Source organism: Corynebacterium sp. ACRPE, assembly GCF_022347435.1.
Lineage (GTDB): Bacteria > Actinomycetota > Actinomycetes > Mycobacteriales > Mycobacteriaceae > Corynebacterium > Corynebacterium tuberculostearicum_D.
Window position 1 is genome coordinate 104470 of record NZ_JAKRNA010000001.1, and the last position, 21271, is coordinate 125740.

At 60.2% G+C, this 21271-nt stretch carries 20 protein-coding genes and 1 tRNA gene; 11 read left to right on the forward strand and 10 right to left on the reverse strand.

Translation table 11 applies throughout. The features are described from left to right. The first annotated feature begins 45 nt into the window (after positions 1–45). The 5 genes from MHY13_RS00505 to MHY13_RS00525 all read left to right on the forward strand — a co-directional run bounded on the left by MHY13_RS00505 (position 46) and on the right by MHY13_RS00525 (position 4779). Entirely contained in the window at positions 46–831 is a 786-nt protein-coding gene (locus MHY13_RS00505; protein ID WP_204611449.1) for a (Fe-S)-binding protein, read from the forward strand. After that, positions 831–2336: a lactate utilization protein B gene (locus MHY13_RS00510; protein ID WP_239280182.1), complete on the forward strand. Its 1506-nt coding sequence runs from the start codon at positions 831–833 to the stop codon at positions 2334–2336. Before MHY13_RS00505 ends, MHY13_RS00510 begins: the two co-directional genes overlap by 1 nt. Then, the gene (locus MHY13_RS00515; RefSeq protein ID WP_239280007.1) at positions 2333–2953 is read left to right on the forward strand and encodes an LUD domain-containing protein; all 621 of its coding nucleotides are present in this window, start codon (positions 2333–2335) and stop codon (positions 2951–2953) included. Before MHY13_RS00510 ends, MHY13_RS00515 begins: the two co-directional genes overlap by 4 nt. Positions 2954–3077: 124 nt before the next feature. Next, positions 3078–4652 carry an alpha/beta fold hydrolase gene (locus MHY13_RS00520; RefSeq protein WP_239280009.1) on the forward strand — a complete coding sequence of 525 codons (1575 nt, stop codon included), beginning with the start codon at positions 3078–3080 and terminating at the stop codon, positions 4650–4652. A gap of 53 nt (positions 4653–4705) precedes the next feature. Beyond that, positions 4706–4779 (forward strand) — tRNA-Arg (locus MHY13_RS00525). 64 nt (positions 4780–4843) lie between these two features. On the opposite strand, the gene MHY13_RS00530 is transcribed toward MHY13_RS00525, so the two are convergent. Both MHY13_RS00530 and MHY13_RS00535 read right to left on the reverse strand, forming a co-directional pair. Then, positions 4844–5188, reverse strand: coding sequence for a TipAS antibiotic-recognition domain-containing protein (locus MHY13_RS00530; protein WP_239280011.1), 345 nt, complete (start codon positions 5186–5188; stop codon positions 4844–4846). 3 nt (positions 5189–5191) lie between these two features. Next, entirely contained in the window at positions 5192–5641 is a 450-nt protein-coding gene (locus MHY13_RS00535; RefSeq protein WP_239280013.1) for a MerR family transcriptional regulator, read from the reverse strand. A 197-nt stretch (positions 5642–5838) separates the two neighbouring features. On the opposite strand from MHY13_RS00535, the gene MHY13_RS00540 reads away from it, so the two are divergent. The 3 genes from MHY13_RS00540 to MHY13_RS00550 are packed head-to-tail and all read left to right on the forward strand — an operon-like array spanning position 5839 to position 8318. Next, positions 5839–6246 (forward strand): hypothetical protein, encoded by a 408-nt coding sequence (locus tag MHY13_RS00540; RefSeq protein ID WP_239191536.1) that lies wholly within the window; start codon positions 5839–5841, stop codon positions 6244–6246. Positions 6247–6248: 2 nt separating this feature from the next. Continuing rightward, on the forward strand, positions 6249–7148 hold the full coding sequence (locus MHY13_RS00545) for an ABC transporter ATP-binding protein (protein ID WP_239191540.1): 900 nt from the start codon (positions 6249–6251) through the stop codon (positions 7146–7148). A gap of 3 nt (positions 7149–7151) precedes the next feature. Further along, positions 7152–8318, forward strand: coding sequence for an ABC transporter permease (locus MHY13_RS00550; protein ID WP_239280015.1), 1167 nt, complete (start codon positions 7152–7154; stop codon positions 8316–8318). A 56-nt stretch (positions 8319–8374) separates the two neighbouring features. Here the strand turns inward: MHY13_RS00550 and MHY13_RS00555 are convergent, their stop codons facing one another. The 7 genes from MHY13_RS00555 to MHY13_RS00585 all read right to left on the reverse strand — a co-directional run bounded on the left by MHY13_RS00555 (position 8375) and on the right by MHY13_RS00585 (position 17066). Beyond that, positions 8375–8578 carry a hypothetical protein gene (locus tag MHY13_RS00555; RefSeq protein ID WP_005323426.1) on the reverse strand — a complete coding sequence of 68 codons (204 nt, stop codon included), beginning with the start codon at positions 8576–8578 and terminating at the stop codon, positions 8375–8377. 108 nt (positions 8579–8686) lie between these two features. After that, positions 8687–8986, reverse strand: a complete 300-nt coding sequence (locus MHY13_RS00560) for a molecular chaperone GrpE (protein WP_239228070.1) — start codon at positions 8984–8986, stop codon at positions 8687–8689. Between the two features lie 5 nt (positions 8987–8991). Continuing rightward, complete coding sequence (locus MHY13_RS00565; protein ID WP_239191547.1) at positions 8992–9498, reverse strand: MarR family winged helix-turn-helix transcriptional regulator; 507 nt, start codon at positions 9496–9498, stop codon at positions 8992–8994. 4 nt (positions 9499–9502) lie between these two features. Beyond that, complete coding sequence (locus tag MHY13_RS00570; RefSeq protein WP_239191553.1) at positions 9503–12088, reverse strand: AAA family ATPase; 2586 nt, start codon at positions 12086–12088, stop codon at positions 9503–9505. Beyond that, positions 12088–13206, reverse strand: a complete 1119-nt coding sequence (locus MHY13_RS00575; protein ID WP_239191555.1) for an exonuclease SbcCD subunit D — start codon at positions 13204–13206, stop codon at positions 12088–12090. The genes MHY13_RS00570 and MHY13_RS00575 overlap by 1 nt, the downstream gene beginning before the upstream one ends. After that, a complete protein-coding gene (locus tag MHY13_RS00580) occupies positions 13206–14027 on the reverse strand; it encodes an SWIM zinc finger family protein (protein ID WP_239191558.1) in 822 nt (273 codons plus the stop codon). The genes MHY13_RS00575 and MHY13_RS00580 overlap by 1 nt, the downstream gene beginning before the upstream one ends. 3 nt (positions 14028–14030) lie before the next feature. Next, complete coding sequence (locus tag MHY13_RS00585; RefSeq protein ID WP_239280017.1) at positions 14031–17066, reverse strand: DEAD/DEAH box helicase; 3036 nt, start codon at positions 17064–17066, stop codon at positions 14031–14033. Positions 17067–17233: 167 nt separating this feature from the next. On the opposite strand from MHY13_RS00585, the gene putP reads away from it, so the two are divergent. From putP to MHY13_RS00600, 3 genes are read left to right on the forward strand one after another with little or no spacing between them, the layout of a single operon-like run. Next, entirely contained in the window at positions 17234–18799 is a 1566-nt protein-coding gene (putP, locus tag MHY13_RS00590; RefSeq protein ID WP_204609485.1) for a sodium/proline symporter PutP, read from the forward strand. 37 nt (positions 18800–18836) lie between these two features. Continuing rightward, positions 18837–19415: an HNH endonuclease family protein gene (locus MHY13_RS00595; RefSeq protein WP_239191564.1), complete on the forward strand. Its 579-nt coding sequence runs from the start codon at positions 18837–18839 to the stop codon at positions 19413–19415. Positions 19416–19459: 44 nt separating this feature from the next. Continuing rightward, positions 19460–19909 (forward strand): DUF2269 domain-containing protein, encoded by a 450-nt coding sequence (locus tag MHY13_RS00600; RefSeq protein ID WP_239191570.1) that lies wholly within the window; start codon positions 19460–19462, stop codon positions 19907–19909. Between the two features lie 20 nt (positions 19910–19929). On the opposite strand, the gene MHY13_RS00605 is transcribed toward MHY13_RS00600, so the two are convergent. Continuing rightward, positions 19930–21156 carry an HNH endonuclease signature motif containing protein gene (locus MHY13_RS00605; protein WP_239191573.1) on the reverse strand — a complete coding sequence of 409 codons (1227 nt, stop codon included), beginning with the start codon at positions 21154–21156 and terminating at the stop codon, positions 19930–19932. Between the last annotated feature and the right edge of the window lie 115 nt (positions 21157–21271).

The window sequence follows — 21271 nt, forward strand, 5'->3', positions numbered from 1 at the left end:
GGGTTGTGCCTACCCCCCATGTCAAGAATCAACGAGGAGCACCGTATGCGCATTGCGCTATTTTCCACTTGCATTGGTGACGCCCTTTTCCCGGACGTACAAAAGGCAACGGCACTGGTTCTCTCCCGCTTGGGCCACGAGGTGGTCTTCCCGGAGGAACAGACCTGCTGCGGCCAGATGCACATCAATACCGGCTACCAGAAGGAAACCCTGGGCATGATCCGCTCCTATGCGGATGCCTTCGCAGATCCCTCCATCGACTACGTCGTTGCTGCCTCTGGCTCCTGCGTGGGTGCCGTTCGTGAGCAGCACGAGCGCATCGCCGACCGTTACGGCAACTCCGCCGACGTCGACGGTGCCCGCAAGACCACCCAGAAGACCCTGGACCTACCGGAATTCCTGGTAGACGTGGCAGGCGTTACCAACGTGGGCGCATTCTTCCCTCACCGCGTGACGTACCACCCCTCCTGCCACGGCCTGCGCTTTTTGAAGCTGGGCGACCGCCCACTGCAGCTACTGCAGGAAGTCGAAGGCATCGAACTGGTCACCCTTCCGAATAAGGAAGAATGCTGTGGCTTCGGCGGCACCTTCGCCATCAAGAACGCAGAGGTATCCCGCGCGATGGTCACCGATAAGACTCGCCACATCAAGGAAACCGAGGCGGAGTTCGTCACCGGCGGTGACTCCTCTTGCCTGATGAACATCGGTGGCGCCCTGAGCCGCCAGCGTTCCGGTGTCCGCGCCGTTCACATGGCTGAAATCTTGGCTTCCACCAAGGAGCACCCATGGACTCCGACCTCCGCCGCCTACTCCAAGGAGACGATGCTCTAATGACCTCTTTCCTCGATACCACCCCACCGCGCGCGCCGGAAGGCTACGGAAACCTGCGCGGTAGTAAGGCCTTTGTTCCCCTGGCACACGTTGGCCTGAATAACTCCACCCAGCGCCACAACCTGCAGCATGCCACCACCTCCATTCGTGAGAAGCGCTCTGGCGCTGTAGAAGAGCTGGATGATTGGCAGGAGCTGCGTGCTGCCGGTTCCGCGATTAAAGAAGATGTCGCCGCCCGCATGCCCGAACTGCTCGAGCAGTTCGAGGAGGCAGTTAAGGCACGCGGCGGCGTCGTCCACTGGGCACGCGATGCTAAGGAAGCTAACCAGATCATCGAAGGTCTGATTCGTGCCACTGGCGAAACCGATGTGGTCAAGGTTAAGTCCATGGCCACCCAGGAGATCGGCATGAACGAGCACCTGGAGGCAGCGGGCATCAACGCTCGCGAGACCGACCTGGCAGAGCTCATCGTGCAGTTGGGCGAGGATAAGCCATCCCACATTCTGGTTCCGGCTATCCACCGCAACCGCGCGGAGATTCGCGATATCTTCGTCAACAAGATGCCGAATACCGATGACTCCCTGCAGGCAGAGCCGGCCGAGCTGGCAGAGGCATCCCGCCAGTTCCTGCGCGAGCAGTTCATGCAGGCCAAGGTTGCCATCTCTGGCGCCAACTTCGGCGTAGCAGAAACCGGCACCATCAACATCGTGGAGTCCGAGGGCAATGGCCGCATGTGCCTGACCCTGCCGGAGACCCTCATTACCGTGATGGGCATCGAAAAGCTGGTTCCTACCTTCCAGGACTTGGAGGTCTTCCTCCAGCTGCTGCCGCGTTCTTCCACCGCGGAGCGTATGAACCCGTACACCTCCATGTGGTCCGGCGTTACTGAGGGCGATGGCCCGCAGAACTTCCACTTGGTGCTGCTGGATAACGGCCGTACCGCGGCCCTGTCCTCCCCGATCGGCCACCAGGCTCTTAAGTGCATCCGTTGCTCGGCTTGCCTGAATGTTTGCCCAGTCTACGAGCGCGCCGGCGGCCACGCCTACGGCTCTGTCTACCCTGGCCCGATCGGCATCTCCCTGACGCCGCAGCTGACCGGCATGAAGGATCACAACGATCCTTCCGCCAGCCTGCCTTATGCGTGCTCGCTGTGCGGCCGCTGCGACGAGGTGTGCCCGGTGAAGATTCCGCTTTCCGACGTCATTTTGGAAAACCGCCACCAGAAGGTCACCCACGCCACCCCACCAATCGAGCCGAAGCTCTTCAAGACCATTCAGCTACTGTGGAGCAACCCGAAGCTGTGGAACAAGGCAACTCACATGGTCGCCTTGGGCCGCATCTTGGGTGGCACCAACAAGACCATCGAATCCCTGCCACTGTTTATGTCCGGTTGGTCCGAGGGCCGCGACACCGCGGTTCCGCCAAAGAAGTCCTTCCGCCAGTGGTTCGAGTCCGAAGAAGGCAAGGAACTTCTTGCCGAGGCCCGTGAGGAGTCCAAAAAGTGAACGCAAAGCAGGAAATCCTAAGCCGCATCCGCTCCGCTCAGAAGCAGGCTGGTCTGCCCGACCACGTTGATGCCCCGCGCGACTACCACCACGAGGGCACCCTGAACGCGGACGAGCTGCGCGATATGCTCATTGACCGACTCGAGGATTACAAGGCCGAGGTGCACGTCACCGAGGACGGCGAGCTCAAGCAGACCATCGCCACGATCCTCAAGGACCGCGAGTGCAACGACATTCGTTACGCCGAAGGCATGGACGCCACCCTCTTCGAGGGCTTCGACGCCAAGCCGGACGATAAGTCCGTCGATCCGCGCACCCTGAACGAGACCGACGCTGTGGTCACTTATTCCCACGTCACCTCCGCACAGACCGGCACCATCGTGCTCGAGTCTGATGAGCGCTGCGGCCGTCGCGCACTGACCCTGGTTCCGGACCGCCACCTGTGCATCGTCCACCAGAATGAGATCGTCTACGGCATCCCCGAGGTCATCTCCCGCATGAACCCGGAGAAGCCAGCGACCTGGATCTCTGGCCCATCCGCTACCTCCGATATCGAGCTCACTCGTGTCGAGGGCGTGCACGGCCCGCGTGACCTCATCGTTGTCATCGTCAAGTAGTTCTGTGTAGCCCCTCTCCTGCCTCGGCCGGTGAGGGCACCCACCTACTGTGAATATGATGCTAAAAGCATCAAAAAAGCATAGGCTAGGTCTACCAATCATTTTTATTCTGGAGACCTAACCTATGCTTTCTTTTTCTTCTAAGCTTGCGGCCACGCTCGGAGCTGCTGCGGTCGCCCTTGGTGTCACCGCGCCGATTGCCACGGCCGCTCCGCAAGAAACCAAGCCCGCCATTTCCTGGGAAGACTGCCCCGAGCAAGTGGACGTCGCCAATGCCGAATGCGGCCGCATCGACGTGCCTACGTATTACGACAACCCACAGGCCGGCACCATTAGCGTCGGCTTCGTGCGCGTTCCCGCCGCAAAGCCAAGCGCCCGCCGTGGCGCATTGTTTACCAACCCTGGTGGCCCAAGTGGCGATGCCTATGGTTGGGCCGGCAATAGCGCTAATCCATGGCCACAGGCCGTGCGCGATGAGTGGGACACCATCGGTGTACAACCGCGTGGCTTGCCCGGCTCCACGCCAGTAAAGTGCGATGCCACTGCAACCACCGATCCGCTCCAAGAAAGCCTCCAGGTAGGTAAGCTCACCCGCGATGCCTGCGAAAAGCACACCCCGGGCTATACCAACTCGCTGACCACCGCGAATACCCTGCAGGACTGGGAAATGGTGCGCCGCGCCTTGGGCGAAGAAAAGATTGACATCGCCGGCACCTCCTATGGCACCTACCTCGGCTCCGCCTACGCCACCAAGTATCCGGAGCATACCGGCAAGGTCCTGTTGGATTCGGGCATGAGCCCCAAGCTGGCCTGGAATGGCATCTTTGCTTCGCAACAGCGTGGCTATGAAAAGGGACTGCATGATCTCTTTGGGTTCATTGCCAAAAATGACGCCAAGTACCACCTCGGCACCACCCCGCTGCAGGTCTATGAAAAGTGGTCTCAAAAGGTAGCTCGTGAGGCAGGTGTACGCCCTACCGTCTTGCCACCGAACGCCAAGATTGGTGACCTACCTCCAGGCCTCGAATTTGCCGGTCAGCCCGGTGCGGACATTATGACCGCCACCGGCCCATTGCGCGTGCAGGCGGAGTTCCTCAGCCAGAAGATTCAAAACCCCAACGCCCTGCAAGTAGCCTCCCCGTTACTGAACATGACGCGCCTCCTGGTTGTACCGACCCCTTCGCAATGGGATGCCTTTGCCAAGCACTTGAATGGCAGCGAGCCCATGGACACCGAGCAGCCTGACCCAGAGACACTGCGCAAACAGCAAGAATTCCTCGCTCAGGCGTCGAATATGCAGAACCTCATTGTCTGTAATGAAAATACCGTGCCTGGAAATCCGCTGCTATACCCGAGCTACCTGTGGTCCAACTTCGTCAGCGCTGATCCCTTCACCCAATTCAACTCTCTCTACGGCTCCGGCGCAGGCTGTGGTGGACGTGCGCCGGTCACGGGCCAGGCACCTCTCGACGGCTCCAAGCTCGCCACCAAGCCCCTCCAGATTCAAGCAACGGGCGACCCACAAACGCCGTACCAATACCACACGAGCCTCTCCAAGCCGATGCAGTCGCGTGTAGTCACCGTCCACGGCCCTGGCCATGGGCACTTTGCCTCTAAGAATAAGGTCGTTGATGACATTGGCGTGCACTACCTGCGCACCGGCGAAGTCACTACTGCCGACGCCCCCGGGTTGATTTAGTCCCCCACTACCCCATGCGCTAAAATCACATCGTTGGGAATTTTCCCAGCGATGTCTCCGTAGCTCAGCGGATTAGAGCATCGGTTTCCGGTACCGAAGGTCGCAGGTTCGATCCCTGTCGGGGACACGGTTACCGCTGACCACTAGACCTTTCTAGTGGTCAGCGGCTTATTTATCTTCCGGCCCGCTAATTATTTCCACTCCGGGTTTACGGTATCCACTCCTTGCGCCTTAGCCGCATGCTCAATCGCGTCCGCCAACCACTGGGCCAGCCCCTCCTGCTGCGCCTCATAATGGGCACGGAAGCGCTCGTCAGCTACGTAGCCGCGCGAGATTAAGAAGTGCTTTGCCGGCGTGACGGGAAAGAAGGCGCTTAATGCTTCGCGGTGCTTTTCGACGAGCCCCTGCGCCTCCTCCGACCACACATCCGCACCGCTCGCTACGGCCTGGGTCAGCTCCTTTTCCACCTCAACCACGCCGGCTTGCGCATCGCTCCAGTTTTTCTTCGACCAGCCGGCAGTGCGCTGCTGATACACAGCCTAATCCTCACTCGATCCGTAGGCCTCCTCGGCTTCTTGTTGATGCGCGGCGAAGTTGGCATCGCCGACAATCTGTCCGATTTCTTCGGTGGTGAGCTTTCGGTTATTCATTGCATCCTCCATCAAGGTGTCAATTGCTGCCAGCATGTCAGTAAGGCTGTCGCGCTGCGCGAGCAGGCTCTCCTTTTGCCTCCGCAAATGTTCTAAATCGGAGGCACCGCCATCTAGCAGCTGTTTAATATCGGTCAATTTCATACCGGTGGCGCGATAGATCAGAATCTTCTGCACGCGGGCGCAGTCCTGTTCGGTATAGAGCCGGTAATTGGACCAGCTGCGCCACGTTGGAGACAGCAAGCCTTGTGCCTCCCAGTGATGCAGAGTCCGTACCGTAATGCGGAAGAGCGCGGCTACCTCGCCAACGGTATATAGAACTTCATCGATGTCGTCCATGGCTTCATTGTCACGCCTTACGCTGCGTCAGGGTCAACTGCAGAGAGAATCTCCAGAAACACTTGCCAGAGTGTTGGGTTTATGCAACACTTGGGTGTATGACAGCAAACGACGCCCCTGTTTCAACAACGATCCGCGCCGAACGGTTCCGCAGACCCGGCCCCACACGTGGATTAATCGCGTCAATGTATGGCTGCGTGGCCGTATCCGCGATTTTCCTCATCATTGCCCTAGCATTTTCCGCCTATTGGGCCCTCTTTGCCATGTCGATAACAATCGCGCTCTCGTGCGTACCGTGGACCATTCTGCGAATTTCCATCGACTCCAAGGACACGAAGCCTCTGGCCTCTCTCGATGAATATGAGGCCCAGGTACTGGACCACTGGCGGCAAAAGGCGTTCAAGCTGTCTACGTCATTGCTTATCGGCGGGAGCGCGGCTGCTTTCATATCCAACTTTGGGTTCCTGGGCGCAGATATCTTCGAATTAAATAGCACCAAATTTCTCTTAGGAGTCGGCTACTACCTGCTCTTTAGTTATTTCATCTCTGCCACCCTGCCCGCTGTCGGCTACGCACTGACCTTCAACCAGAACTCGGAGGACTAAACATGCCCACTTTGACCATCGATCACCTCAATAAGTCCTTCGGGGAGACTCAAGCCCTGCGGGATATGACCTTTAGCGTTGGCGAAGGCGAAATCTTCGGCTTCGTCGGCTCCAACGGCGCCGGAAAGTCCACCACCATGCGCATTGCGCTTGGTGTGCTAGCGAAAGACTCCGGCGAAGTCTATTTCGATAGCACCCCAATTAATGACGATAATCGCCGCCGCATAGGTTATATGCCTGAAGAGCGCGGCCTCTACGGCAAGGAGCCGTTGCTGAGCCAGCTAGTCTTCCTCGGCACGCTGCACGGCATGGATAAACCCGCTGCCAAGCGCGCCGGCACTGAGCTCCTTGAGCAGCTTGGCCTGGGTGAGCGTATGGACGATAAGCTCGATGACTTGTCTTTGGGCAACCAGCAGAGGGTGCAGCTGGCGGCCTCCCTTATCCATGATCCTGACATGCTGATTCTGGACGAGCCTTTCTCCGGCCTAGACCCGGTTGCGGTCAACGTCATGTCAGACATGCTGCGCGAGCGCTCCAACCGAGGTGTGCCCGTCATTTTCTCCTCGCACCAGTTGGACCTGGTGCAGCGCTTGTGTGACCGCGTGGGCATTGTGACGAAGGGGCATATGGTGGCTGAAGGGGGCGTCGATAAGCTGCGCAGCCAAGGCCCGCCTCGCTTCGAGGTCGCTACCCCAGCGCGCGGCTGGTATCCGGAAGGCACGGAGCTGGTGGCAGAAACTGCCGATGCCGTAGTGCTCCAAGCCGATCCCGCCGTAGATGACCAGACGATCCTGCAGTCGGCCTTAGCCGCTGGCCCGGTGCATTCCTTCGGCCGCAAGATCCCAGATCTCACCGAACTTTTCCAGGACGTCGTCACCAGCAACCAGAATGAGGAGGCCTAAGCCATGCAGTATTCCGCAATGAAGACCATCGGGGTTGTAGCCAAGCGTGAGATGGCAGTCGCGCTGAAGTCGAAGATGGTAGTGGGCACTATGCTGCTACTCATCCTCGGCGCCATTATCGCGCCACTTGCTATCAGCTTCTTCAGCGGCGATGACGAACCTGATTCCGTAGCCGTCGTGGGCATGGAAGCGTCTGCTTTTGATGATTCCGGTATCGATGCCACAGAGGCAAAAGACCGCGCAGAAGCACAGCAATTGGTGGAAGACGACGAGGCCGATGCCGCCCTAGTACCGGCAGAGAACGACGGCTGGGATCTCCTCAGCAAGGGCGATACGCCTGCCGCGGTAACTACCACGGTCAACCAAATCGTGTCTTCTCAAGCACAAGCAACGGCGCTGGATAAGCTCAATATCGACCCACAGGACTTAGCAGACGCTACCCCATCCACCACAGTCAACCAGGTGAACTTAGAAGAAGAGGACGGCTCAGAGCAAAAGATGGCCGGCGTAGCCACGGTCCTCATTGGCGCAATGGTGGTCGTCTTTTCCGTCATGACCTTCGCCGGCCTCATTGGCGGCCGCGTCACGGAGGAAAAGTCGTCTCGAGTGGTGGAAATTATCTTGTCTTCCGTGCGTCCGGTGGACTTTTTGGCCGGCAAGATTCTGGGCAATACCATCGTTGGATTCCTAGCCACGCTGCTCATCTTGGGCGGCGGTGCTATCTCTCTTGCTACGACTGGATTGGCTAGTGACATCGAGCTGGACTACGGCTTGGTAGCCGTCCTCCTTGTTGGCGAGATTCTCGGCCTGCTCTTCTTTGGCAGCCTCTACGCTGCAGCCGGCTCGATGGTGCAGCGCACCGAGGATCTCCAATCCACGCAGGCACCTATCCTGTTCCTCGTCTTTGCCACCATGTATGTACCGATGTTCGGCTGGATGCACCTAGATGCCACATGGATGCAGGTCATGACCTGGCTGCCGCCGGTATCCATGCTGGTCGCCCCTATGCAGGTGGCCGGGGGCAACCTCAGCTGGCTGGGACTTGCCGCTAGCTACCTGCTCATGGCCTTGGTCACGGCACTTATTATCGTCATCGTTGGCCGCATCTACCGCCGCGCCATTTTGAACAATGGACGCAAAATGACCTGGCGCCAAGCCTTGGGCAAATAAAAATAATCCGGCTCCCCGCCGATTGTGCGGGAGCCGGATTCTTCTATGTGCCGAAGCTACTGAGTAATGAACTCGTTGGTGATCGGCTGGGTGATGTCCAAGGTGCCGTGCTCGATGTAGTACATACCGAAGAACATGGCAGCAACCATTACCAGTGCCAGCAGCATGTTCGGGATCCACTGCACAAAGACGGAAACCCAGCCCTTGCTCTTATCGCGAGCTGCCGCTTCGCGCTGTTCCTGAGCCTCACGCTCGTTCATAATGATAAAACCTTTCGATCCACCGAGGATTAACTACGGATATCTTAACAGTTAAGTGCCCACAAGGCCGCATTCCTCGCACTTTTGATTGACACCAAAATTCGGCAATTAAATTCCTGGGTCCTCATCATTGAGCAGCGCCTCTACGAAGGACTCGCGGTCTCCAAGCATGCGCTCAATGTCCTCTTCTGCGCCGACGATCCACAGCTCGGTGTCTTGGTCATAGGTGAGAGCGGAATCTGGGTAGGCCTCTAGTGCCTCCTCCATGGCGGCAACCTGGTCCTCGCTGGCGGCGTTGTCCAAGTGCACCTCTGGATCGCCGATGCGCGGGCTAAGCTCCTCCAACGCGGTGATCCCGTAGGTCTTATATTGCTTCTTCGGGTGCTCAAAGAGCTCTTGTCCCATCATGGAGCTTAATCCTTTCCGTGTAGTAGCGAATCTGGCACGTACCCCTCATAGCCCGGGATGTTATTGACCTGAAGTACTCCGGCGAAAAAGCGCCGCAGCGCCGGTACGTCCTCGGGTTGCAGATGGTCAAAGACCATGCGGCGCACGGATTCCACGTGTTCAGGAGCGGCACGCCGCAGGTGTTCTAGGCCAACATGAGTCACGCACACGTTGATGCCGCGAGCATCGTCCTCGTCTGGTTCCTTGGTGAGCAGGCCGCGCTTTTCCATGCGAGTTACTTGGTGGGAGGCGCGGGAGCGGTCCCACTCCAGCTGCGTGCACAGTTCGTGCAGGCGCAGGCGTTGTTCCGGTGCCTCGGACAGGGCAACGAGGACGGCGAACTCGGAGGCAGATACTTCGCCGCCGGCCTTGAGCGTTTCCTCCATTCCCCTATCGATCTTGCGCACGGCGCCAAGGAGCAGGCGCCATAGCTCCTGCTCTTCGTCGTCTAACCAGCGAGTTTGATAAGGCATGGCACTAGATTACCCCTTTGAGCGCGGCTATGTCGCGCTCACTGCGTCCCGGCACGCGGGAGTAGCGCTCCGGCATGCAGGTAAAGACCAACACCTGGTTGTCTCGGCCCACGTGGGAAAAGAGCGTGGCCATAAGTTGCAGGCGGTGTGCATCGGTAGAGCCCAACGCGTCATCCACAATGACGGGAACCGACTCCGGCCCCACCAATTGCGCGATGGCAAAGCGGGTGAGGATGGCCAGCTGCTCGCGGGCACCACCGGAGAGGCTGGCCAGGCTCACCGTCTCATTGTCCTGGGTGCGGGTGGTCACGCGGAGGTCGTCATCGAGCTCGAAAGTGATGTCGCCGCCGTACACGGTGCGGGCCAGCCGCGACAGTGCAGCCACGAAGGGCGCGGCGTAGCGCTGGCGGGCGGCGTCGCGGTGCTTGAGCAAAAGTTCTCGCAGATAGCGAGCGGCTTGCGCACGCTTGTCCACACTCTCATATACCGCCCGAGCCATCTCCACCGCCGCGGTGGCCTGTTGGGCGCGCTCGGCGGCACCGGAGTGGAAATTCACCTCGCTGGAAAGCCGACCAAGGTCTACCTCGCAGCGTTGGATCCGGTCGGTCAGGTAATCCAGGTGGGACTGCGCGCCTTCCACCAAGGAGTTGGCGGTCTTAAGGTCTACAGCTTCCATCTGATCCAGTTGCCCGCGCAGGTCTCCCACGACGCCTTCTAGGCGGCTGACCTCGGCACGCAGGTCCTCGTCGGCGGCGCGTTCGCGCGCGGAGGAAAGGTCTCGAGTCACGCGCTGCGCGTTTTCGCGGGCCGCGGCAAGTTCGGCATCGAGGCGCACAGCCTCATGGGCTAGGCGGCTTTCGCGGTACGGCACGAGTTCGCGGTCGAGCGCATCGACCTTTTCGCTAGCTTCTTCCTCCGCGGCTTCGGCGGCGACGAGGTTTAGCTCCTCCTCGTCCGCAAGGTCTGCGACTTTCTCAGCCAGTGCGGCATGCTGGGCGCGCAGCTCACCCAAATCATCCGGTCCCAGTTCCGCGGCAAGAGCGCGGGTGGCGGCATCGAGGGCGTCGTTCTGTGCACGGTGCGTCTCATGGGCTTCCTCGGCCGCAGCCACTGAACCTACGCCCAGGGTATCGAGCAGCTCGTGCAGCCGGGTGCGGGCCTGTTCCACATCGCGCTGGGTGTCTTGCGCGGAATAGGAACCGGCCGAAAAGCGGGCGGTGATATCGCCGATGGTGATAACGCGGGCGTCGACAAGCTCAACGGCGGTGTCCTCCCCCACCTCGATGTCCTCGCCATCAACGCGGATGGTGGAGCCAGCAGGTCCGGAGAAATGGACCTTGGCGGCGGCAGCCTCGTGCAGGCGCTCGGCCACCGACAGCGCTGAGTCCGCCTTATGCAGGCCGGTGATATCGGCAGCGGTGACCTCGCGGCCGCGCTGGGCGATGGTCGCACGGGCCTGGTCCACCTCGGCAGCTAGGCCGTCAAGCGATTCCAGCCGGGCGCTGAGCTGCTCAAACTTCTGCTTGTCCTGTAGGCGACGTGCCTGTTTAAGAGTGGTGCGGGCCGCGGCATAGTCCTCTTTGGCTTCTGCTAGATGCTTCTCCAGCGATTCTCTGGACGCGGCTTCTTCTTTCGCCTTGTCCTGGGCGGCGGTGAGCTTGTCCTGGGCGGCCTCGGTGGCCACGGCAGCTTCCTCGGCCGCGGTGACGAGCCCGGCGCGCTCGGTGACAGCGGCTTGCGCACGGGCAAGATCCTCTGAAGCACGAGCGAGGGTGGCCTTATGGGAGTCCAGGGTGGCCTGCGCGGTGGCGGCTTCCTCGGCCTGCGCCTGTTTGTCGGTGAGATCGGCGCGGGCGGCGGGGAGCTCTGCTTCAGCGGCGGCTTGGTCGCGCTCGAGTTGCTCGTAGCGCTCGACCACGGAATCGAGCTCGCGCAGGACGCGGGTGGCTTCTGTGTATCCCTCTTCGGCGCGGGCTAGGGCTGCGACGGCGTCCTTGTACTCGCCGGCCGGGTTACCTTTCGCCGCGGTGAAGTAGCGCTGGTATTCCTTGTCCACGCGAGCGAGCAACGCGGAATCGTCGCCGGAGACCTCGTCCTCGGCCAGGCCGGATTCGCGCTCGAGCGCGCGGGTCAGGCTGGGAATGCCAACGGCAGAGATGGCCTCGCCGGTGTCGTCTTGGCGCATAAAGAGGGCGTCGACAAGCGAGCGATCCAAATGCTCAGAGAGGATGCGCTCCAGCTCATCGTCGGCCTGGCTGCCGGTAAACTGCGCCGGCCGTGGGGAAGAAACATTCAGCTCGCAGGATTTCTTAGACAGCCAGCGTTTGGCAATGCGGAAGCGGTACTCCCCCACGCTCAGCTCGGCCGTTACTTCCGGGGCAACGTCCTTGCCCACCGGCTGCAGGGAGCGAATGCGCTTGGAGCGGCCGCTGTGCTTTTCGGTGAGCACCACATCGAGCGCCTCCACGATGGTGGACTTGCCGGCCTCGTTCTCGCCGTGGATGACCACGACACCGGTCTCGGGCAGCTCATCGAGGACCAGGTGCTCAATGCCGCGGACGTTGGTGAGTTCTAGGCGGTGGATGCGCATTAGGACTGTCCCTCCAGGCGGAATAGCAGGTTGGCGGCGTCGCGGGCGACGGGATCCTCGCGGTTATCCAATAGTTCATGCAGCGCTTCGGCCGCATAGCCGGAAATATCGAGGCTGGCCAATTCCTCCTCGCTGGGTTCCAAGTAAAGGTCCATGGTGCGCTCACGCGGGCGCAGGGACGCAAATACGGCCTCATACTCGTCCAGTCCGCGCTGCAGGCGGGCGTGGGCCTCGACGCCGAGCGTGCCGCGCAGGCTATATTTCACGGCCGTGCGCACCTTATCGGGGTACTCGCCTAGGCGCGCAAGGAAGCGGTCCACGTCTTCGGCGGAATCCACGGCAGCGTCGAGGGCTTCAAAGGTCCAGCGGCCAATGCGGCGCTTATCGACGTCCACCTTATCCCCCACGCGCACCACCAACGCATTGCCGGAATCGGATTCGCCGCCACCAGTACTCGTTTCCTTATAGTCCGTGGTCTCCGGGCTACCGGAGAACCACACCCGGCCGGTCGTGCCAAGGCTCGCGGTGGAGTGGGTATCGCCCAGCGCCAGGTAGTCGATGACCCCGCGGTCCAGGCAGTCCTCGACGAAGGCAAGGTCGATGGTATCGGCGTCATCCTCGCCGGAGCGGGAGTCCACCTGGCCGTGGCCGACTGCGATGCGGATGCCCGCGGCCGGCTCCAAGGGTTCGAGCGCTTGGCGGACCAAGTCGTGATTCGCGCGCTTGGACAGGTACGGCGCGCCAACCAGTTCCACGCCGGGTGCGACCTCGATGGGCTCCGAGTCTGCTATGACGTGGACATTGTCCGCGCTGGCCTTATAAAAGACCGAATCCGCCACCAGCGGGTCGTGGTTGCCGGGCAGGACATAGACCGGCACCGGCAGGCGCTTGAACATCTCCGTGGCGCGGGCGAGGATTTCGCGCGAGAGGGCATTGTGCTCAAAGACGTCGCCGGCCACGACTATGAAGTCCGCGCCCGTGTCCTGAGCCAGCTCTCCCAGCCGGACGATGGCGGCCTCGCGGTCATCATTAAAGCGGCCTTGAGCCTCGCCCTTCAAGAACCACCGGGTCATGCCCAGCTGAAAATCGGAGGTATGGATAAACGTGGTAGCAGTCATTAGTGCGAGAGGTGATAGTAGAGGTCTTCAATATCGGATACCGCGCGCAGGAGATCCAGATTGGTGTGTGAAACCGAGCGCATGGCCTTGCGCAACAGGTCCGGATCGGAGTCATCGATGGCTGGGGCTACCTTGGGCTGCGGCAGCTTCGGCAGCTCGCGGCCGTTCCAGAAGATGTCATTCTTTTCTTCCTCGGACAGGTCGCTCGGGGTAAAGCTTTCGCGGCTGACCGTCTTGGCCTGCTCTAAGACCATGCGCTCCAGCCGGGCAAAGTCCAGCCCGCGCATATTAAAGATGACGGCCGGGTCCGCATCAGCGCGGGTGGCGAGCTTATCGCCCACCGCCACGATGTGCTTGCACACGTACTCGCCATCCGGGCAGTCGCAGGTCAGGCGGAGGTCTTCGGCCTCGGGGGCAAAGAGGGTGTCCAGGGCGGCGTCGGAAAGCAGGCCCTTGCGCGCATTGGCCACGGAATTGGGGGTCCGGGCGAACTCGGTGGCCAGCTGGGCAATATCGTCGTTATTGCGGTACGGCAGCTGGATGAGCACCGCAAAGGGCTCGTTCTGGGAGCCAGCCACGCGCCCGTGGATGGCACCGTTGCGCACCTCGAGACCCACGACGTGTCCGCCCTCGGCATACTGGCGGCCGCGGGTAATCCGGCCGCGATCCGCGCCCTGCGAGGTAAAGGCAGCAATACGCGATGCGGTAGTGGACAGGATGCGCCCGCTGCGGTCCACGTGATTGACCTCGGCCGGGGTGCTTACCCGCTTGCGAGTGCCAAAATTGGCATAGATAACATTGTCGTCGCCTTGGACGGCCATGGATTACTCCCTCCCCCGGTAGCTCATGAGTGCGGCCAGCTGATCCGGATCCAGCTCGGTGAGCCAGCCCTCGCCTTCGCCCACCACGGCGCCGGCCAGCTGCGTCTTACCGTCCAAGATATCCTGGATGGATTCCTCCAGCGTACCTGCGGTGATCATCTTATACACCTGCACATTGCGGCGCTGGCCAATGCGGAAGGCACGGTCCGTCGCCTGGTTTTCCACCGCCGGATTCCACCAGCGGTCCATGTGCACGACGATAGAGGCGGCCGTGAGGTTCAGGCCGGTGCCACCCGCCTTGAGCGATAGGATCATCGCCGGCGGTCCGTCCTCGGACTGGAAATCTTCCACCATCTGGTCGCGCTTATTCTTGGTTACTCCGCCGTGGAGGAAGGGGATCTCGCGGCCGAGTTGGTCGCTCAGGTAAGGCTGCAGGATATCGCCAAAGGCCTTGTACTGGGTAAAGACGAGGAGTCGCTCGCCGGATTCGGTGGCCTCGTCCACGATGCGCATGAGCTCTTTGACCTTGCCGGAGCGGTGCTTGCCCTTCAGCGTCACCGGCGAGTTATCGCCTAGGTAGTGCGCGGGGTGATTACAAATCTGCTTAATGCGGGTTAGCGAGGCCAGCACCAAACCGCGCTTATTGATGCCTGTCGCCTCCTGCAGGTCCTTCTTTACCTGGTTGACCAGTGCCTTATACAGGGCGGCCTGCTCGGTGGTCATGGATACGGTGAGGATCTGCTCGGACTTTTCTGGCAAGTCATCGATAATATTCGGGTCCGTCTTGACGCGGCGGAGGATAAACGGTGCGGTGAGTTGGCGGAGGCGCTCGGACATCTCCTCGTCATTATTGCGCTCGATGGCCTTGGCAAAGTGATTGCGGAAGAACGAGGCGGTGCCCAACACGCCGGGATTGCAGAAATCCAGGATGGAGCGCATCTCGGAGAGTCGATTTTCCACCGGGGTGCCGGTCAGCGCCACGCGGTGCTCTGAGGGCAGCGAGCGCACGGCTTTGGACGAGCGGGTCGCGGAGTTCTTGATGGCCTGGGCTTCATCGAGGACAACGCGCTGCCAGCCCACCTCGCCCATGTCATTAAAGTCGCGGCCCACGGTGCCGTAGGTAGTGATAACGAGATCGCTCACGCCGGCCTCCTTAAAAAAGTCCTCGCCGCGCGGGCGACTCGAGCCGTGCTGCACCATGACCTTAAAATCTGGAACGAAGCGTTGAGCCTCGCGGGCCCAGTTGCCCACCACGGACGTTGGTGCCACCACGAGCGTGGGACCGGTCTGCTCACCGCGGTCCTTTTCCACCGCGAGTAGGGACAGTAGTTGGAGGGTTTTGCCGAGCCCCATGTCGTCGGCAAGCACTGCCCCAATGCTGTTGCGCGACATCCAATACAGCCAGTCGACGCCACGACGCTGGTACTCGCGGAGCTCCGCCTGCACAGTCGTGGGGATCTCCACGCGTTCCGGGGCGACCTTATCCACCCCGCCGAGCAGCGCCGTGTGCCAGGTGCTGCCGGTGAACTCGATGGGCTCTTGGGTCATGGACTCCAGCGCCAGCTCGCGCAGCTCAGCCACGGTGACCTGCTCGTGCTCCTCGCCGCCCTCATTAAACTCCTGGCGACGGCGTTCCACGTCCGCCATCAGGGCTTCCCACCCTGGCTGGTCGAGCTGCTTGGCCATTTCCGCGGAGGCAGCTAGCTGCTCGAGCTCCTTCTTCTTGCGCGCGATGGACTTTTCCCGCAGCGCGTCCATGTAGCCGGAGACTTGGGAAACGACCTGCTTATCGGCCATGACCCACTTGCCGCGCAGCTGAATGAGGCCGGACTTGGAATTGACCAGGTCCTCCATCTCTTCTTCGGTCAGCTCCACATCGCCTACGGACATGCGCCAGTTATAGTCCACCAGCTTATTCATGCCGATGTGTTTCTTCGTGGCGGCCTCGGCCGGATCGCGGGCCTCGTGGGTTTCCAGCTTGGCCTTAGTCTCCATCTGTGCCCAGGCTTTGGGCAGCATGACGGTCACGCCGCTGGCCTTGAGCTTATCCACCTCGTGGGTAATAAAGTGGGTGAGCTGGTGGGTTTCAAGGTAGACGTCCCAGTCGCCGTCGCCAGGCTGCGGCAGCTGCGCGGTCTCCCCCAGCGTGGGTGCGATGCGCACGGCTTTGCGGTGAGCCTCGCGCAGCTTTTCCACACTCGCCCTATCCAAACTCTGCGCCGACACCGGCCGCGGAGAATCCGTGCCCGAGCGCACCCGCACGCGCACTGGCCACTTGGCCGTATCCGGGTCAACGTCAAGCGGCTCCTCCACGATGTAGACCAGCTGGAGCTCAACCTCGTAGATGGAATTCTTCCACTCATTGAGCCCGCGCAGCAGCTGCGAGCGTCCCCGCCGGATTGGCCGCGTATCGAGCAGGGCGCGGGCGAACTCGTGCCATGGCATCGGCCGCGGCGCCTCCGCCACGGGCCGCAGCTCGCGAAAGGCAATCCAGTGGGTGAGCTCATCGGCCATGTCATCCGAGAGCGCCCGATTATTCACGTGCAAAATGCCCGGCGCGGCCGCCATCATCTCCGCGAGCCAGCCGCGCTCGCCCAGGCCGGAGGCCAGCTGCCACATGGGGAACCACTCATTGGCTTGGTAAGCCAGCCGGAAGGTCACGCGCCCGGCGCGCACGAACTTGCACAGGCCGCTGTAGGCATGAATCAGCCACTGAAGGTCGGGGGCGATGGTGGCGGGCGGCTTGTGGTTCAGGTGCTCCATTTGGGCGAGCGCCGCCACGGCCTCTTCGGGGCCGAACATCGCCATGGGCACCATCAGGGAGACATCCTTGCCCTTTGGCGTACGCAGCGATACCCGCGCTCGGTTGCGGAAGGATTTCTTCGCCAGGATGGACTCCACCGCTGGCGGGAAGGTGCCCTCAGGAACGGCATTGGGCATGACGATCTTGTGTCCTTCTACCTGTTCAATCCATAGACCTAGTCCCGTAACGGGGAGCCACAGTCCATGCACGAGGTAAGAAGCCATAGCCGCCAGCATAGCAGCCCCTTTTGGTTTTGTTACAGGCTCGTTATGTTCCACCCTTTTCCCAGTTGAACGACAGAAAATCGAAACGGAGATCTGCGCCACACCTGTGTTTTCGCTTGGGTTAACCTTGTGACCCCGTTAACGTGAGAATGTCATCACACACCTACAAGGAGTAAAACGTGCAAGATTCAACTTGGTACGTCATTGCGATGATCGTGTATCTCCTCGCAATGGCAGCCATTGGCTATTGGAGCTACAAGCAAACCGATCAATATGACGATTATGTTTTGGGCGGCCGTGGTCTGCACCCATTCGTAGCGGCCCTCTCCGCAGGCGCTTCCGACATGTCCGGCTGGCTGCTCATGGGCCTGCCTGGCGCGCTCTTCCTCTCCGGCATGTCCGAGCTATGGATGGCCATCGGCCTGCTCGTCGGCTGCTGGGCAAACTGGAAGTGGGTCGCACCGCGCCTGCGCTCCTACTCGGAGATCGCGGCCAACTCCATTACCGTGCCGTCCTTCTTTGAAAACCGCCTGCACGATAAGTCCCGCCTGCTGCGCATCATCTCCGCAGCCATCATCATCTTCTTCTTTACCTTCTACGTCTCCTCCGGCATGGTCTCCGGCGGCCGCTACTTCGAGTCCACCTTCGGTGGCGACTACCTCACCGGCATGCTTGTTATCGCCGCGGTGACCATCTTCTACACCTTCGTCGGCGGATTCTTGGCTGTGTCCTACACGGACGTCGTCCAGGGCGTGCTTATGTTCGTCGCCTTGATGATCGTGCCAATTATGGCAATCGTCTCTCTCAGCGATCCTGCTTCCATCTTCTCTTTCGCAAGCAATAATGCCTACGGCACCGATGGCGTAGTGGAAAATGACAACTACTTCTCCATGTTCGCGGGCGTTTCCGCTGGCGTCATCATCGGCAACCTGGCCTGGGGCCTGGGCTACTTTGGCCAGCCACACATCGTGGTCCGCTTCATGGCGCTGCGTAAGCCTTCCGACGCCCGCCAGGGCCGCTTCTACGGCGTTACCTGGATGGGTCTGTCCGTTATCGGCGCTATCTTCGTCGCTCTCTCTGGCACCGTCTACTTCACCCAGACCGGCCACAGCATCACCGACCAGGAGAACTTCGAAACCATCTTCCTGGATATGGCGCAGGCCATGATGCACCCACTGCCCGCAGGCTTCGTCCTGACCGCGGTTCTGGCCGCCATCATGTCCACCATGTCGTCCCAAATGCTCGTCGTCTCTACTTCCCTCATCGAGGACCTCTTCCTCATCTTTGCTAAGAAGAAGCCCAGCGAGCAGGTCCTCATCAATCTCTCCCGCACCGCCATCGTCGCCATCGCGGTCATCGCCGCCCTGCTGGCAATCAACCCATCTGACTCCATTTTGGGTCTGGTTGGCTTCGCTTGGGCAGGCTTTGGTTCTGCCTTCGGCCCGATCATCTTGCTCTCCCTGTACTGGAAGCGCCTCAACTCCGCCGGTGCCATTGCCGGCATGCTTACCGGTGCAATCGTTGCTATTGGCTGGGGCATGTCTCCGCTTTCCGACGTCCTCTACGAAATCGTCCCAGGCTTCTTCCTGGCCCTCATCGTGGCGGTTATTGTCTCCAAGCTCACGAAGGAGCCTAAGCCAGAGGTTGTTGCCGAATTCGAAGAGTCCACCAAGCTGGCCAAGCTCGTGGAAAATGACTCCAACCTCGACTTTGAGGAAGCCGCAGAAAAGGTCACCGATAAGTAATCGGAACCAACGCGGACTCCTCGCAGTCCAATAGGACATGAAGTCCTATTACCTGGCCGCGCTATCATGCATCACCGTCCTCATCGGTGCATGGTATGCGTGGCCTTTTCCGCGTTTTGACGTCACCACGCTCCCCTCCCGCCCCGAAGCCGCCGGCTACAACCGTGAAGACTTCGGCATCTGGCAGCCCCACGGCGCCTGCACCACCCGCGAGGTCATTCTAGAAAGCCAATCCAGCGAACCCCTCCACGCCTGCCACGCCCGCAGCGGGGCCCTTTATGACCCCTATAGTGGCACCACCATTCCCGCTACCTCGCCCATTGAGATCGACCACATCTTTCCCCTCTCCGCGGCCTATGACATGGGCGCTTCCGAGTGGGACCGCGAAACCAAGGTCCGCTTTGGCAACGACCCGCTCAATCTCGTAGCCACCAGCCGTGAGCTCAACCAAGAAAAGTCAGACGCCCTCCCCGCGGAATGGCTACCTCCCGCCAACCGCTGCGACTATTCCCGCCGCCTTGCTGACATAGCCCGAAAGTACTCCCTTCCCCTGCCTTCCAAGGACGTGCGGGTGATGCAAAGGCAATGTCGGTTAGCCGTACTCACCGGAAATTGATTAGGGTTGACGTGGCAACTTTCCGCGATTGAAGGGTTCTTTCAATGACTTCTTTCCTTGTATTCCTCCACGTGGCCGCAGCCATTCTCTTGATCGGCCCAGTATGCGTATCAACCTCTAGCTTCCAGACCCAAATGGTCAAGGCAGCACAGGGTGACCACGCGGCGCTCGGCTCCGCTCGCGTCCTGCACAACATCACCAATACCTACGGCTACATCTCTGCCATCGTGCCTATCCTCGGCCTCGGCGTATTCCTTTCCGATATCAGCGCTTACAAGTCCGAAGTGAACTTCCACATCGCCATCTTGGTTGCCATCATCGCATGGTGCCTGCTCTTCTTCGTCATTCTGCCAAAGCAGAAGAAGGCGATGGCCGCCCTCGAATCGACTGAATCCTTCGACTACGCGGCAGCTAAGAAGCCACTGTCCGCATTCGGCGGCGTATTCAACCTTCTGTGGATCATCTGCCTCATCCTGATGTACGTCCACTTCTAAGTGGCCTTCTAAAAAGCCATTTACTCCTCTGGGACAGTGTCTTCACTGTCCCTTTTCTCGTTTTCTAGCTCTTCCTTCAGCTTTTGCGCATCTTCGTGCGCATTTTCTCGACGCCGCCGCGTCGCCTGCGCCACAGTCTGCGCCCACCTCCGATTCTTCGGCGCGAGCGGCCCGCTGGCTTCGTCATAGACCCAAGTCGAATCTTCAAAGAGCCAGACGACGTCCCCGCTAATCGGATCCTTGATATAAAACGCCCGTCCATCAGTCTTGATGTTGTGGTGATGTTGACACAGGCAGGTCAAGTTTGCCGCCGAAGTAGGTCCTCCGTCAGCGAAATCATGCCGGTGGTCCATCTGGGAAGCCATCGCCGGCCGCGTACATCCGGGCCACCGGCAGGTTCCATCGAGCCCTTCCACAAAGGCGCGAATATGCGGCGGCGTGACATAGTTTCCGCTTTCATCTTGTGCCGCCTTCTCCATGTCGCGCACGGTCGTGGCCCGCGATTGCATGTCATCGGCAACCTCCGGCGAAACCCACCCCAAGCTTTGGACGAAGGCGGGAGCATCCGGCAGATCGCAGCGGTACATATTGAGCACCACCTTCGCCTTAGCCTCAGCCTCGCCAGTGAGCAACTCGACCGCAGCCTGAGCCAAGGAGATGTCCTTCTCCGAGGCCACACCGCGAATATTTCGGTCAATGATTTCGGCAGTCTCTAGGCCCACGTCGAGACAAACAGCGGCCCACTCCCCGCCCGTAGGCTCGAGGTGATAGGACTCCTTGCGCCGCGGATCGCGTGCGGCGATGGTCGGATCAAGGCGGACAATGAGCTCCCGCAGCTTTCGCCGCAGGTTGCGATGGGACGGTAATTTTTGGTTGGGGCGTTTGGGGGTGAGGTAGGTGGTTAATTCGGCGTCGATAAGCAGGCATTGTTCGGCGTCAATCTCTCCCAACTTGGAGAGGGTCTGATCGATGGTAATTAAGCGGTCTAAATCTAAGTGGTAGTGCTCTTCCTGCCGGGCTTTAAGGCGCGGCAGCTCCTGCAATCGCTCAAAGGCGAAAATAATATTTCTAATTCGGGACTGCCGTGTTCCGGTGAGATCCGACAGTGATTGGCTAATTATTTCGATATCATCATCCGGGTCTGGATGCAGGCGTTTCCATAGGAGGTATTCTGCCTTGCGAATGTCTGTAGCTGCTTGTGAGGTGGAATTTGCTGGATTGGTATTGGCAAAGTAGGGCGCATTCATGGACTTCCCCCGCAGAAGTTTCTCTAGAACATGTTTGCGCTTTCAGTATACAAAAACCCTCCGACACACTACCCCCGTTTATAGTAAAACCGCAGGTCAAATGGCACGAAAAAAT